Below are 14273 nucleotides of genomic sequence, written 5' to 3'. Positions count from 1 at the left end.
CCCGCCAATTGGACGCCCTGCCCGTTTAACACCCCGAGCACCCACCCGATTCCAACGAGAACCCCACCCCTACTTTGGGAATTACCCTACCCAGAAACTTCCCGACCACGACGCCGGGGACACCCAAACCTGCACACCCGAGCCCTACGCACCCGAGCCCCGCAAACCTCAATTCCACAGCTCGTCTGTATGCATGATTCTTTACCTTTAAACTCAGCGCACATTAAGGCGAACTACCTACAGTGGATGGCATGGAATTTTTGCAATACATGTTGTTACGGACATGGCAATGGGTGGCCAATAACGGCCTTGCCATCGCATGTCTGGCCATTCTGCTAATTCTTGTTCCCCGTATCCGACGTTTCGTTCTGGCAATTGCGGACGGAAACATCTCCTCTTCAGAGGAGCAGTCCAAGGGACGGCGCGCACTGATTGGCGCTGTGGTTTACATCGTCGAAGTCATTGCATACTTCGTCTTAATCATCGCGATTCTGTCGAAATTCGGAATCTCACTGACCGCCGCCGCTATCCCCGCGACGGTCGTTTCCGCCGCTGTTGGTTTTGGCGCACAGGGAGTCATCGCCGACTTCCTTGGCGGACTGTTCATCATTGCCGAGAAGCAGTACGGCATTGGCGACTGGGTTGAGTTCCACGCCCCTTCGGGGACCGTGCAGGGTGACGTCGTCAATATGACATTGCGCGCCACCACCATCCGAACCCTAAACGGCGAGGAAATCATCGTGCCGAACTCCGAGGCACGTATGTGTATCAACTACTCCTCACAGTGGTCCCGTGCTGTTGTTGAAGTTCCCGTACCGATGACCGCCGGTGGCTCCATTAAGGATTTGGAAGAGCGCACTGTCGCCGCCGCCAAGCGTGCAATCGCACTGGACTCCGTCAAGGATGCAGTTCTCTCCGAGATCAAGCTGCAGTCCTCCACGGAACTCAATCCGCCAACGGTTATGGGCCTGCCGTGGACCGTCACTATGCGCTTGATTGTCGACTGCAAACCGGGCGACCAATGGCTCATCGAGCGCGCCATCCGCGCCGCAGTCATCGACACTTGGTGGGATGACTACGGCGAGCGCGCCCAACAGACTCCGTTTGCCCCCGCCGAAGAAATCACCGGCCACGTCCGTGATGACACGATGATCGAACAGCTCAGGCAGGCCGATGCTAAGCAAGAGAAAAAACAACAGCTTGACGACGGCGACAGTGCTCCAACCGAAATTGTCGAAGCGGTAGCGAACACTACTGTCCAGCCGGATACCGCAAAAACCAAGCTGATGGAAACTCAGACCGTCGACAAGCAAGACGGGAACGAGCGATCCGATCTTCCGCACGCGGGAGCCAATCTTGACGATGCGCGACGCGAGCAGGAAGACAGCGGGAGCAACAATGTCATCCGCAAACTGGCTAGCCACCCTGACTGGAAGACACTCACGACGCGCCAGAAGGTTCGTCGAATCCTCTCCGCAGGTGGACGCGCTCGCGTTTCGACGATTGTGCTCTTGGTAGCCTTACTGATCCTCTTCATTTTGAACCTGATGACAGTCGAAACTGAGGACGGCCCATCTGGATGGTTGGCACCGAGCAGGTGGAGCGATCGGGTAACGACGCAGGAAGAGGACCCGGAAAAGTCGTCAGCTCCGCAGTCATCGAACCAGCCGACTAGCACTACACAGAGTGTGCAGCCCACCGAGACTTCGCAGCAGACTCAGACGCCACAGAATCAGCCGTCCGAGACTTCACAGCAGCCTCAGAGCACGCAGAACCGCGCACCTTCGACCGCCACCTCCACCGAGCCGGACTCTGACCAGAGCAACACCGACAACGAGAGCTCTGGCGGATCACAGTCGACAGACTCCACTAACAACACGGAACCGAACTCCGCTGATACGCAATAACGCGCAACCGCCCACCGTGCATTGGCGAATCCGAACTACCCGCTACAATCAAAGGCCATGACTGACTCGACTCCACAGCCAAAAATTGCGACGCAGCGATTTCGCCCACAGAAGACGCATCTGTTCATCGTTGCGTTCATGCTCGTGCTGTGTGTAATTGCCACCGGTTTTGCCCCGTGGCTGGCCATTACCTTCCTGGCACCGTTGATTTATACGCTTTGGATTTTCCGAGTACGCACCACCGTAGGGCCACGCGGCATCACTGCGGTGTACCTATTGTCCAAGCGCCGTTCGGTGCCCTGGAGCGATTTTGCGGGCATTTTCTTCAACAAGGGCGGCCGCGCCTTTGCGGTAACCAAGTCAGATGAGCGCATCGCCCTGCCGGCCATCTCTTTTAATTCGCTGCCGGAGTTGAAGGAAGCCACTGGCGGTCTGATTCCAGATCCGATCGCTTCGGCTCGTATGGCGGAAAATGACAAGGTCGAGGTTTTCGACCGCGATGGCTACTCCGTAATGAAGAAAGTCAGTGAGGTTGAGGCTGATGCCAAGGCTAAAGGTGCTAAAGCCAAAGGTGCCAAGGCTAAAGGTGACGCCTCTGCCGAGTAACATATAAGCAGTCCACAAAGCCCCTAAATCTCATTATGCGGACACTAGTGACCACGAAATGAGACATTAGGGGCTTTTTGTGATTAATATGGATAATTAATTACCTTGCACCCTATCTAGGAAGGGCAGCCCCCATGATTCCCCTTCGCTCTAAAGTCACCACTGCCGGCCGTAATGCTGCAGGTGCGCGTTCGCTATGGCGCGCAACTGGCATGACCGATAACGACTTCGGCAAGCCGATTATCGCAATTGCCAACTCTTACACTCAGTTCGTTCCGGGTCACGTGCACCTGAAGGACGTTGGCGACATCGTCGCAGAAGCTGTAACCGCAGCCGGTGGCGTCCCCCGTGAGTTCAACACCATTGCTGTCGATGACGGAATTGCGATGGGTCACGACGGCATGCTCTACTCGCTGCCGTCCCGTGAGATTATTGCTGACTCTGTGGAGTACATGGTCAACGCTCACACCGCTGACGCATTGGTCTGTATTTCCAACTGTGACAAGATCACGCCTGGCATGCTCAATGCGGCTCTGCGTCTGAACATCCCGGTGGTCTTCGTTTCCGGTGGGCCGATGGAATCGGGATCTTCGGTTGTTATCGATGGCGTCGTCAAGCCCGGCTCTGACCTCGTCTCGGCTATTTCTGCATCCGCGAACGACAAGGTCGATGACAAGAACCTGCTCGACATCGAGCGCTCGGCATGCCCGACCTGCGGATCGTGCTCGGGCATGTTCACTGCAAACTCGATGAACTGCCTGACCGAGGCCCTCGGCCTATCCCTGCCGGGTAACGGTTCTACCCTGGCAACTCAGCAGGCGCGTCGCGATTTGTTCACCCGCGCCGGTGAACTGATTGTGGATCTGGCGAAGAGCTACTACCACGATGGTGACGAGTCCGTGCTGCCGCGCAACATCGCCAACCGCGACGCCTTTGTCAACGCAATGACGCTCGACGTTGCCATGGGCGGTTCCACCAACACGGTGCTGCATATTCTCGCTGCCGCCCAGGAGGGCGAGATCGACTTCGACCTCTCTGACATCGACGCGATTTCGCGCCGCGTGCCTTGTCTGTCCAAGGTGGCACCGAACTCGGACTACTACATGGAGGACGTCCACCGCGCCGGTGGTATTCCAGCCATCCTCGGCGAACTGCGCCGCGCGGGCCTACTGCAAATGAATGTCCGCTCCGTTCACTCCCCATCTCTGGAGGAGCACCTGGACAACTGGGATATCCGCGGCGGCAAGGCCACTGACGAAGCGATTGAACTGTTCCACGCAGCCCCTGGCGGCGTGCGCACCACCGAGCCGTTCTCCACATCCAACCGTTGGGAGAGCCTGGATACGGACTCCGAAAATGGCTGCATCCGCGACTTCGACCACGCCTACACAAAGGAAGGCGGTCTGTGTGTCCTGCGCGGCAACATCGCCGAGGACGGCGCTATCCTGAAGACCGCCGGTATCGGCGAGGATCAGTTCCACTTCGAGGGCACCGCTCGCGTCGTAGAGAGCCAGGAAGAGGCTGTCTCGGTCATCTTGAACCGAACCTTGCAGCCGGGCGAAGTTCTCTTTGTCATCTACGAGGGTCCTTCCGGCGGCCCGGGCATGCAGGAGATGCTGCACCCGACTGCATTCATCAAGGGCGCTGGCCTGGGTAAGGTCTGTGCGCTGGTCACCGATGGTCGCTTCTCCGGCGGTTCCTCCGGACTGTCTATCGGCCACGTTTCCCCGGAAGCCGCTGCCGGCGGCGCAATCGGTCTCGTCCGCAACGGCGACCCGGTGTACATCGATGTCGCTGAACGACGCCTTGAGATTCAGGTGTCCGACGAGGAGCTGGCCGCTCGCCGCGATGAGGAGCTCAAGCGCGATAAGCCATTTACTCCGCACAAGCCGCGTCCGCGCAAGGTCTCCAAGGCGCTGCGCGCATACGCCAAGATGGCCTCCAGTGCGGATAAGGGCGCGGTCCGCATTGTCGACTAGCTAGATCAAACCCGCTTAAAGGCCTGTGCTTACCGCACGGGCCTTTGGCGTTTCTAGAGTGGCTTTGCGCCCAGTCTTCTGCGTGGGCTTCACCAAATCCCGGTACTCGACGTCGGCAATCCCCTCAGCGACGTCCTCGGTGTGTGCATATTTGCCGCCCTCGGTAATGGCCGCCATTACATATCCGGGGCCAAAAACAACGGAAGAGTGCCACGAACGCCGGTTGGACCAGCCCATTTTCGCGCCTTCAGAGCCGGGCAGCCCGGCAAGACCAAAATTCTGTCGATAGCCATCGGCAGCAATCGGCGACCAGTGTCGCATCGCCTCGAGCACCTCAGAATTAGGATGCTTCAGACGAAGCTGGGAAATAAAAGACACCACATCTTCCGCGGTGGTCCTCGATACTCCCCACTTTTCTCCGCCGGAAGTGTTGAACAGACCGTACTCGGTCGCAATGGAATCGACCGATTCCGGGTACTTCCGGTAAAAGTCGGCGGCCAAATCGTCGTCGGAACGCGAAATCATCTTTTCGACGCGCTCGGCATCGTCGGCAGTGCCGTGTTCGAGCACATACTGACCGATATACAACTTAATCAGGGATAGCGCCGGCAGCGGGCGTTGCGATGCCTGGCTGCTGTACCCCACGCCCACCGGCTCGTAGCTCACCGCCATTTGCGTGCGCGGGTCAACCTCAATCAACCCTTCGGCGTTGAGGTTCATGCGCGGCAGACTCACCTCATGAGTCGGCCAGACGCTTGCCGACGAGACGGAGGCTGCAACCTCATTGTGCTCGCCGGCAGCGGCTGTCGAAGGTGAGTGAATCGACGTTGTCGCGCCTATCGAAGACATGAAAAAGACCACCGCGAGGGTGGTCTTTAGTGCGTGTCTCGACTTTGGCATAGGGGGCATTGTACCCCGACCCTAACCGAGAACCTAGTTTAGGTCGCTCGACTGTTTGTGTAGCCGCGAGCCGCCTTAGCCAACAAACGGCAGCGTGCCGGTCGTCAGCCACCACAGGCCAATTGCTGCGGCGATGGACAGAATTCCGAAGATCCACGACGATGCCAGTGGTCGACGAGCCCAGCCGCGTCCGAAGTCGATGCCGATGCGGCCTGGGCCGGTGAACTGCAAGCCAAGCGCCATGGCGGTCATCAACAGCTGTAGTTGGAGGTTACTGGAGTCCTGGCCAACGATATTCACACCATTGGCAGAGGTAGCCACATCAAACATGCTGAGGTAGGCGGACAATGCCAGCGCCAACGCCGCGGCCAGCGGTGTCGCGAGACCCAAGATAAGCAGGGCACCCGCGATAAGCTGAACCGTTGGGATGGCAGTGGCCATTACAGGGCCGAGAGCAAAGTTGTTCTGGCTAAACTGTGTCTCCAGCGCAGTGGTGCCACCGGAGTTGCCCCAGCCGAGCAGCGTTGTCAGACCATGGACCAGCAGTAGCGCACCCAATCCAAGACGCAGCAGCAGAAGGCCGAAATCGGTGGTGCCGCGACGGTGCTCCGGTTCGTTGTCGTCGTAAAAGTCCGTGTCTTCATCGTCGTCAGCAGCGGCGGTAGTCGTAGCAGCAGTTGCCCCGGCGGCCCCTACGCCTGCTCCTGCAACACCAGCGGCACCAGCGGCACCAGCGGTATCGCGAGAGGCAGCCGGTTCAGCGAAATCCGATTCATCGAAATACTGAGTCTCAGCTGCGGAATTGCGTGAAGAGTCATAGGTCGGCTCTGCCTCATCGTCGAATGCTGGCTGTGCTTCCGACTTATTTGCAGTAGCTCCCGCTGCGGACGCTCCTGCCGCTTCAGAAGCCGAGAAGGCTTGCGTCGGCTGGCTGAAATCCTCGTCTGAATCAACGCGCTCACTACGAGCCGGCTGCTCAAAGATTTCGGTCGCCTCCGGCTCCGGGGCTACCTCCGACTCTTTATCGGCCGCGGGTGCCAATTCAGCTTCGGCCTGTTCATCCCGCGGCGAAGGCTTACCGGCAGGGCTAATCACCTGAGGTGCCGTGCGGCCTGCAGCGGCGTAGGCGTCGTAGCGCTTCTTCGGGGCTTCCTGAGCTTCAGGCTCCGGCTCGGGGCTCGGCTCGACCTCTGTCTCTGCCGCTGTCTCTGATGCAGCGGCGGATTCCGGCGGCAGGTTTTCTTGGTCTACCTCCGCCTCCGGCTCCTCATCTACGCGCTTTTCCGGCACACCCGGAAAAATCTGCGTTGCGGTGTTGTCGCTGTCATCGCGGTTGGTTTCTTCGTTCATTGGCTCAGCGAGCTTGCGGTAGGTCGGGACGTCGAGATCGTCATCGAATCCGTCCTCCACATTCTCGAGGGCGCGGTCGTTCGGGTACTTCTCTGAGTCGCTCACATCGTCCACATTAAAACTACTGCCTCACTTTTGGTCGCAGGCGTGGCCGGGAAACGAGGCTGTATTGTGTATGCCTATGGGATTCCACCTCGTCCACACCAGCAGTGCACAGGCTCGCGCTCGCGGGCGGCATCGTCGTGCTGCACTCGCTGCTGGTGTTGTCGGGATGGTCTCTCTTTCCGGCTGCATGAGTGCCTCGAACGCGCTTGAGTTGCCGTTTACGGAAGACAAGTCAGAGCCGACGGGCATTGCCATGCCGAAGTTTTCCTCCCCTGATTTGCCCTCTACCCCGGTCCCAACCACGGAAAGCAAAGCCAAAGACAAAGGTCCCTGCGACCTCGACGATGTCACTCTCGCGGCCTGCCTACCGCTTACCACCGCGCTAGCCTCAACCGGCCCTGGGGAGGCTCTCGTCGCCACCGACGACGGTGCACTCACCGTTGTCGCACCGGGTAAGACACCGCGTGAGGTCGCACGGCTCGGCGCCCCTGCAAAACAACTGCTGCCCAGTCCCTCGGTTGAAGAGGACCGTCAGGTCTTTGTTTTGCGTAACGACGACACCATTGCGCGCGTCACCCTCGTGGAGGGCAGCACCGCTGATGTGCGCGAACTTCCGGACCTCAGCGAGCCCGGCATTCTCGGAATCTATTTTGACCGAACTTCGGACACCCTGTCCCCGCGCAAATTGCTCGTGGGAGATCCAGGCATTGAGTTTCAGCAGTTCTGCCATGGTCCGGACGGAATGCCGCCGTTGGCAACCGCCATTCTCGACGGCACCCCACAGCTGGTTCAGCTCACCGGCCCTGTGATTAATCCCCTCGGCGGTGTGGACCTGAACGATTCCATCGGTGGATGCGCAGTGATGGGTGACCGCGTGGTCATTGCCATCCCAGACGCGCAGAAGGTCATCTCCATGCCGGTGGGTCCGAAGTCAAGTGGGCCCGACGCGGCGTGGGAGGTCAAGGGTTCCCCTGAAGTGCTTGTCGACGGCGACTTCGGCCACATCTCGTATGTAGCGGCTGTCGCAGCGAATCAGGGTATTGAAGTTTGGGGTGCCACGACCAACAAAACCGCCGGGGCACAACCGTCGGAGTCCGACGAGCGCGTCGTCAGACTGCCGAGCGATGGTGCCGCCGGCGGTTCCCCGGATTAGCTTTCAGGGAGGCTAGCTCAGCTTCTTCGCAATCAGCTGGTTGACCTGAGCCGGGTCTGCCTTGCCGCGGGTGGCCTTCATGACCTGCCCCACGATGGCACCGACGACCTTCTTGTTGCCAGCTCGGTACTTCTCGACGATGTCCGGGTTAGCAGCCAGTGCATCGTCGACGGCCTTCTCAATAGCACCGTCGTCGCGAACGACCTCCAGGCCACGGGCAGCAACGACCTCATCAACATCGCCCTCGCCTGCGAGCACGCCGTCGACGGCCTTACGGGCCAGCTTGTTGGTCAGCTTGCCCTCTTCAATCAGTGCAATCACACGTGCAACCTGTGCCGGGGTAATCGCGAGCTCAGCCAGCTCCACGCCTGCCTCGTTGGCCTTCTGTGCCAGGTAAGCGACCCACCAGGAACGAGCCTCAGCCGGGCCGGCACCAGCCTCAACGGTGTCGACAATCAGGTCGAGAGCGCCGGCGTTAACCAGGTCGCGCATTTCCTCGTCCTTCAGACCCCACTCTTCCTGAATACGGGCACGACGCACCCACGGCAGCTCCGGCAGAGTTGCGCGGATTTCCTCCACCCACTCACGCGGCGCAATCACAGGTGGCAGATCCGGGTCGTTGAAGTAGCGGTAATCCGACTGCGATTCCTTCGGGCGGCCCTTGGAGGTCGTGCCGTCGGTCTCCTGGTAGTGGCGGGTTTCCTGAACGATCTCCTCGCCATTAGTAATCGCAGCAGCCTGGCGCTGCATCTCGTAGCGAACAGCCTGTTCAACCGACTTCAGGGAGTTGATGTTCTTAGTCTCGGTACGAGTGCCGAACTCCTCCTGGCCGATTGGGCGCAGGGAAACGTTGGAGTCCACACGCATCGAGCCCTGGTCCATGCGGGCATCGGAGACACCGAGGGACTTCACCAGGTCACGCAGCGCAGAAACGTACGCACGAGCAACCTCTGGGGCACGCTCCCCTGCACCGAGAATTGGCTTAGTAACGATCTCAATCAGCGGAATACCTGCGCGGTTGCAGTCCACCAGCGAACGCGTGGCGCCGTGAATACGACCATCGGCACCGCCCAAGTGCGTCAGCTTGCCGGTGTCTTCTTCCATGTGAGCGCGCTCGATTTCGACACGGAACTCCGTGCCGTCGTCAAGCTGAACGTCAAGATATCCGTCGTAGGCGATTGGTTCGTCGTACTGCGAAATCTGGTAGTTCTTCGGCTGGTCCGGGTAGAAGTAGTTCTTGCGCGCGAAGCGGGAGGACTCAGCAATCTCGCAGTTCAGCGCCAGGCCAATCTTGATGGCCCACTCAACGCCCTGACGGTTAACCACAGGCAGCGCGCCAGGTAGGCCGAGGCTGCAGGGATCGACGTTGCTATTCGGCTCGGCACCAAAGTGCGCCGAGGAGGAGGAGAACATCTTGGTATTCGTCGAGAGCTCGACGTGAACCTCCATGCCCATTACCGGGTCAAAACGTTCGAGGACCTCATCAAAGTCCATCAAGTCATCAGCGTATGCAGCGGTCATGTTTGTAGAGTCTACTAGCGATGGCCCCGCAGGCGTGCCCTAGGGTATAAGTCGTGCCCGGAGTTAACGAACACCCACCGATTCCACCGACGTCAGCACGCGATACGCCAACGTTCCGCGACGCCGCTGACCGCCACCGCGCAGGCGCTACTTTCGACAACGACCTGCAGGAAAGCGCCGACGGAGCCACGGGCTACCACCGCGTGCGCCCCGGATATCCTCCAACCGTCATCGAAGCGCTTACCCGTCTCGCACCGCACCCACAGGTAGTCGCCGATATCGGCGCCGGCACTGGGAAGCTCACCGCCTCGCTTGCCGACGTCTACCGCGATGCCACCCTGCTGGCACTCGATCCCTCCACCGCGATGCGGCAAGCACTGATGCACAATGTGCCAGCGGCGGAATGCCTGGAAGGCACTGCGGAGCGCACGGGACTGGAGTCCAACAGCGTCGATGTAGCAACATGTGCGCAGACATGGCACTGGGTGGACCCGACAGCTGCAAGTAAAGAACTCACTCGGGTGCTACGCGCGGATAGCGTGGCTATGTTGGTGTGGAACACCTTGGATGTTTCCGTACCGTGGGTGCATCGGCTCAGCCGCATAATGCACGCCGGCGACGTGTTGCGTCCCGGCTTCTACCCCGAGGTTGGCCCGGAGCTGGAGCTAGTCGATGAGGTGCGTCTGGCCTGGGAGCAGACACTGACCATCGAGGACATCGTGCTGCTGGCACGAACCCGTTCCTATTGGCTTCGTTCCAAGCCCGCCACTCGCGCCAAGGTGGAGGCGAACTTGCATTGGTATCTCCACGAACACTTGGGGCACACATACGAAGAAGGCATCGCCCTTCCCTACCGGTGCGATGCCTTCTATTTTCGAGCTGCCTAAATTTTCGAGCTGCCTAGTCGCGCTAGTTACTTTTCTTTCTTCGGCTTAGGGTGAGCCACGCGCTTGAATGCATTCTTAGTCTGTCCGGCAAGCTTCTTCGGCGCAGTGGCTGTGGCCTCGCCTGGGAAGGAGTCCCTCGCGGTCTCGCGAGGATTGTCATCATCGGAGGCTTCCTCGATTTCGGAAAGTTTCTCCAGGCGCTCATTATCCTTTTCTACGATGCGCTCGGCGTCATCCTCGGTGAATTCAACATTATCGTCGCTGACCAGTTCCTCGACGATGTCGTCGCGGACGCTCTCCTGAAGATCGACGTTGGAAATGTTGGAGTTGGCCAAAGCGCGGTCGAGCTTCTTCTGATCGGCGGTGGTGAACTTCTTGTTCGGGTGCATCTTCCGGCGTGCGAGCTTACGGATACGGCCGCGACGCTTCGACTCCTCCATCAGCTTGTTACGTCCAGCCAGGTACGCACCACACAGAATCACGATAAGAGCGATACCGACGTAGCCAAGGGCCGGGTAGATGGAGCCAACCAGGGCCTTGAACCCAAAGAAACTTAGGCCAAAACCAATCAGCACCGTCACGATGAATACCAGGCGGAAACGCTGCGGGGTATTGCGTGTTAGGCGGCGGCCCAGCGCGTAGAACATGCCAATGGCCGTGTTGAAAATCATGGCGTAGATGATGATTGCCATCACGGTACCCAGGACCGGGTGGATGTCATTGACGATTGCCAGGGTCGGCATATCTTCGTGGCCAACATCCTTGACCTTGAAGAAGAGGGCAAAGGTCACCAGCGTCAGCAGACCTGCATAGATGCTCCCGCCCATGAGACCACCGATGCCAGCTTCACGCGGGTTCAGGTAGCTACCGCCGATGACAATCGACATCGATACGGCCACCATCACACAGAAACCGACATAGTTCAGGGCAGAAATAGACCAGTGTGGCAGCGATGTCGACAGTTCATTGGTGTACTGCGCGGCCTCCGACATCGACGTGTCGGTGGTGAACAAAGTGTAGATACCGGCTCCAAGCAGGAACACGATAATGAATGGAGTGATCATGCCAATCACGCGGCTGACCTTGTCGGCATCCAGCATGCCTACACCCAAAGTCAGGGCAACCATGATGACGGCGCCAATCCACACCTCAAGTCCGAACTGCTGGTTCAAGTTCGCACCGGCACCGGCGAACATGACGAAGCCGGTACAGAACAGCGTGATCATCACGGCGATATCCAAAATCTTCGAAACCCAACTGCGGGTGATTACGTCGAAGACCTCGGAGTGCTCATCAGCCTGCAAGTAGCTGGCAATTGACAGCACTGCCAGGCCACTGGCAATCATCACGACGGAGGCAAGTACCACGCCCCACAAGCCGTTAGTGCCAAATGCCACGAAGTACTGCATCATTTCCTGGCCGGATGCGAATCCGGCACCGACAGTTAGGCCGACAAAGGCCATCGCGATTGTTGTGGCTCTTTTCCACATAACGAGAAAATCCTAAATATAAGTCTATTTTTCAAAAACCGGAACCTTACAAAGCATACTGCCCGAGCTGGTGATTGATACACCAGCTCGGGCAGTATGCCTATTTTGTTACGAAGATGTGCCTAAATGTTTAGCAACGCGTGCTTAACCGACGCGTTTAACCAAACAGCGCAGCAGCTGCGCGGTAACGGCCATCCGGCACAACCTTCAACTCAGCAACCGCATCGTCGATGTCGATACGCTCGATGTTCTCACCGTGCAGAGCGACGATCTTGCCGAAGTCCCCCTCGTGTACTGCTCGGGTGGCGTGGACACCGTAGCGGGTAGCAAGCACGCGGTCGTACGCAGTCGGCGTACCGCCACGCTGAATGTGACCCAGCACCGTGGTGCGAACGTCGTACCCGGTGCGCTTCTTAATCTCCGCACCAATAACCTGACCAATGCCGTTGAAGGTTTGGTGGCCGAACTGGTCGACACCGCCCTCTTCGTACTCCATGGTGCCCGGCTTCGGGGTGGCGCCCTCAGCGACGACGATAATGCCGTACTTCTCACCCATCTGGAAACGGCGCTCCATCGACTTCACAATCTCGTTGATGTCGAATGGCTTTTCCGGAATGACAATGTGGTGAGCACCGCCGGCCATACCCGCATGCAAAGCGATCCAGCCCACGTGTCGACCCATGACCTCAACAATCATGACGCGCTGGTGGGATTCCGCAGTGGTGTGCAGACGGTCAACCGCGTCGGTGGCAACAGCCACAGCCGTGTCGAAACCGAAGGTGTAGTCCGTACCGTTGACGTCATTATCAATAGTCTTCGGAACACCGACGACCGGCACCCCATTGTCCGAAAGCCACTTGCCGGCCTTCAGCGTACCTTCGCCACCGATTGGGATCAGGGCATCGATGCCCGCATCAGAGAGATTTTCCTTGATGCGGTCGAGGTTAGACATGAGAATGTCCGGATGCACGCGGCCGGTGCCCAGCATCGTGCCGCCACGCAGCAGCATACGGTCAATCCGCTCATCGTCGTAAAGCTGGACCCTACGGTCTTCCATAAGACCAATCCAACCGTCCTCAAAACCGACGACGGTTGAGCCGTACTCGCTCGAGCTGGTACGGACAATTGCACGGATAACGGCATTCAGACCGGGACAATCTCCACCGGAGGTAAGGGTCGCAATTCGCATGATGCCCACCTTAGTCGCGTTAGTCAGTTCGTGCTTGACGGCCTTGGTCGAAACTACTTCTGCAGGTACTCCTGCCCTGGTAGCTCAGACGGTAGCTCCATCTTCGTCGTCACCTCCGACGCCGGCACAAGACCATATTCCTCGAGCGCCTTGCGCACGTACTCTGCGGCATCGACGTTCAGCGGAGACTCCGTCCACAATGCAATCGGCAGGTTAATAAAGCGGTTCTCCTTGACCGCCTCGAGATCCTTCGTTGCCGGATTCGTGCGCAAAACCTTGATTTTCTCTTCGAAGGTCTGACCTGGGTAGTCCACAAGCGCGATGAAGTCAGGATTCATCTCCGCGACATGCTCCCAGGAGGTCGTAGTCCAAGTGTCCTTAATCGACTCGGTCGCATTGATTGCACCGGCCTTTTCCAGGATGCCCTGCGGTGCGCCAAAGGAACCCGAGGTAATTGGTGCTTCACCGACAGAATCAAAGAGGAAGCCCACTGGCTTCTTATCTCCCTTTGGCGCGGCATCCAGGGCTTGCAGTCGGTTATCAATATCTGCAATAACCTTGTCGCCCTCACCGTCGTGTCCGGTCAAGGTAGCGATATTCTTCAAATCAATTTTGACAGCTTCCCACGGATCCACCAGACCACGAGTATGCCCCGGGTCGCCACTGCCTTCCTTGCCCGCCGAGGCTGCGTCACCAGTACGGCAAGATTCCGTCAGGGTGTAGGCACCGATACCGTGCTCGGAAAGCGATTCCGGGGTAATGCCCTTGTCTTCACTAAAGCCATAGCCCCAGCCCGCCAGCATCACATCCGGTTCGGCCGCAATGACCTGCTCCAGATTCGGGTATTCCTTCGCAACTTCTGGCTTCTGCGCAATTGCATCGCCATAAGCTGCGGTCAACACCGGCAGATGCGAGGCCATAGAGCTCACCGCTGTGATCTCATCCGCAGCACCGACAGCCAGCGCCAGCGAAGCAATATTGCCGTCATTAATCAGCAGCTTTTTAGCTACACCCGGGTAGCTGACTTCTTCACCGCAGTTGGTGAGGGTAAGGCCTGACGACGAGGCCTGCGTTCCCTCATCAGAGCCACAGGCGGCGGCTCCGAATGCCAGAGCAGCCACAGCGATACCAGCTGCTGAGGCACGAAGGGGACGTCGGAAAGCATGTGCGTTATTCAAGGGAGTAC

11 protein-coding genes are annotated in these 14273 nt (G+C 58.7%); 5 read left to right on the top strand and 6 right to left on the bottom strand.

Annotated elements, in window-relative coordinates:
- Nucleotides 1-251 precede the first annotated feature (251 nt).
- The 3 genes from HMPREF2751_RS06805 to ilvD all read left to right on the top strand — a co-directional run bounded on the left by HMPREF2751_RS06805 (nucleotide 252) and on the right by ilvD (nucleotide 4492).
- Nucleotides 252-1907, top strand: a complete 1656-nt coding sequence (locus HMPREF2751_RS06805; protein ID WP_070595747.1) for a mechanosensitive ion channel family protein — start codon at nucleotides 252-254, stop codon at nucleotides 1905-1907.
- Between the two features lie 57 nt (nucleotides 1908-1964).
- A complete protein-coding gene (locus tag HMPREF2751_RS06800) occupies nucleotides 1965-2513 on the top strand; it encodes a PH domain-containing protein (protein WP_070595736.1) in 549 nt (182 codons plus the stop codon).
- 134 nt (nucleotides 2514-2647) lie between these two features.
- On the top strand, nucleotides 2648-4492 hold the full coding sequence (gene ilvD, locus HMPREF2751_RS06795) for a dihydroxy-acid dehydratase (protein WP_016422491.1): 1845 nt from the start codon (nucleotides 2648-2650) through the stop codon (nucleotides 4490-4492).
- A gap of 15 nt (nucleotides 4493-4507) precedes the next feature.
- Here ilvD and HMPREF2751_RS06790 read toward each other — a convergent pair whose 3' ends face one another.
- Nucleotides 4508-5392 carry a hypothetical protein gene (locus HMPREF2751_RS06790; protein WP_246823181.1) on the bottom strand — a complete coding sequence of 295 codons (885 nt, stop codon included), beginning with the start codon at nucleotides 5390-5392 and terminating at the stop codon, nucleotides 4508-4510.
- Between the two features lie 75 nt (nucleotides 5393-5467).
- Nucleotides 5468-6847, bottom strand: a complete 1380-nt coding sequence (locus HMPREF2751_RS06785) for a DoxX family membrane protein (RefSeq protein WP_246823178.1) — start codon at nucleotides 6845-6847, stop codon at nucleotides 5468-5470.
- Nucleotides 6848-6923: 76 nt separating this feature from the next.
- Here HMPREF2751_RS06785 and HMPREF2751_RS06780 point away from each other — a divergent pair, with 76 nt between their 5' ends.
- Nucleotides 6924-8000 carry a glucose dehydrogenase gene (locus tag HMPREF2751_RS06780; protein WP_246823176.1) on the top strand — a complete coding sequence of 359 codons (1077 nt, stop codon included), beginning with the start codon at nucleotides 6924-6926 and terminating at the stop codon, nucleotides 7998-8000.
- A gap of 12 nt (nucleotides 8001-8012) precedes the next feature.
- Here the strand turns inward: HMPREF2751_RS06780 and gatB are convergent, their stop codons facing one another.
- Nucleotides 8013-9521: an Asp-tRNA(Asn)/Glu-tRNA(Gln) amidotransferase subunit GatB gene (gene gatB, locus HMPREF2751_RS06775; RefSeq protein ID WP_016422487.1), complete on the bottom strand. Its 1509-nt coding sequence runs from the start codon at nucleotides 9519-9521 to the stop codon at nucleotides 8013-8015.
- 53 nt (nucleotides 9522-9574) lie between these two features.
- On the opposite strand from gatB, the gene HMPREF2751_RS06770 reads away from it, so the two are divergent.
- A complete protein-coding gene (locus tag HMPREF2751_RS06770; protein ID WP_049194081.1) occupies nucleotides 9575-10408 on the top strand; it encodes a class I SAM-dependent methyltransferase in 834 nt (277 codons plus the stop codon).
- Nucleotides 10409-10434: 26 nt separating this feature from the next.
- Here the strand turns inward: HMPREF2751_RS06770 and HMPREF2751_RS06765 are convergent, their stop codons facing one another.
- The 3 genes from HMPREF2751_RS06765 to HMPREF2751_RS06755 form a co-directional block, all read right to left on the bottom strand.
- Nucleotides 10435-11898, bottom strand: coding sequence for a membrane protein (locus HMPREF2751_RS06765; RefSeq protein WP_049172094.1), 1464 nt, complete (start codon nucleotides 11896-11898; stop codon nucleotides 10435-10437).
- A 157-nt stretch (nucleotides 11899-12055) separates the two neighbouring features.
- Complete coding sequence (locus tag HMPREF2751_RS06760) at nucleotides 12056-13087, bottom strand: ATP-dependent 6-phosphofructokinase (RefSeq protein ID WP_038628534.1); 1032 nt, start codon at nucleotides 13085-13087, stop codon at nucleotides 12056-12058.
- 53 nt (nucleotides 13088-13140) lie between these two features.
- Complete coding sequence (locus HMPREF2751_RS06755; protein WP_049172092.1) at nucleotides 13141-14265, bottom strand: ABC transporter substrate-binding protein; 1125 nt, start codon at nucleotides 14263-14265, stop codon at nucleotides 13141-13143.
- Nucleotides 14266-14273 lie beyond the last annotated feature (8 nt).

The organism is Corynebacterium sp. HMSC063G05 (assembly GCF_001810555.1).
In the GTDB taxonomy this organism is placed as follows: Bacteria; Actinomycetota; Actinomycetes; order Mycobacteriales; family Mycobacteriaceae; genus Corynebacterium; species Corynebacterium jeikeium_D.
The sequence above is the reverse complement of the archived record's forward strand: the minus strand, read 5'-3'. Positions and strand labels throughout refer to the sequence as shown.

Coding starts and splice junctions, on each gene's coding strand:
- HMPREF2751_RS06805 (WP_070595747.1), top strand. CDS start 252: ATGGAATTTTTGCAATACATGTTGTTACGGACATGGCAATGGGTGGCC.
- HMPREF2751_RS06800 (WP_070595736.1), top strand. CDS start 1,965: ATGACTGACTCGACTCCACAGCCAAAAATTGCGACGCAGCGATTTCGC.
- ilvD (WP_016422491.1), top strand. CDS start 2,648: ATGATTCCCCTTCGCTCTAAAGTCACCACTGCCGGCCGTAATGCTGCA.
- HMPREF2751_RS06790 (WP_246823181.1), bottom strand. CDS start 5,392: ATGCCAAAGTCGAGACACGCACTAAAGACCACCCTCGCGGTGGTCTTT.
- HMPREF2751_RS06780 (WP_246823176.1), top strand. CDS start 6,924: ATGGGATTCCACCTCGTCCACACCAGCAGTGCACAGGCTCGCGCTCGC.
- gatB (WP_016422487.1), bottom strand. CDS start 9,521: ATGACCGCTGCATACGCTGATGACTTGATGGACTTTGATGAGGTCCTC.
- HMPREF2751_RS06765 (WP_049172094.1), bottom strand. CDS start 11,898: ATGTGGAAAAGAGCCACAACAATCGCGATGGCCTTTGTCGGCCTAACT.
- HMPREF2751_RS06760 (WP_038628534.1), bottom strand. CDS start 13,087: ATGCGAATTGCGACCCTTACCTCCGGTGGAGATTGTCCCGGTCTGAAT.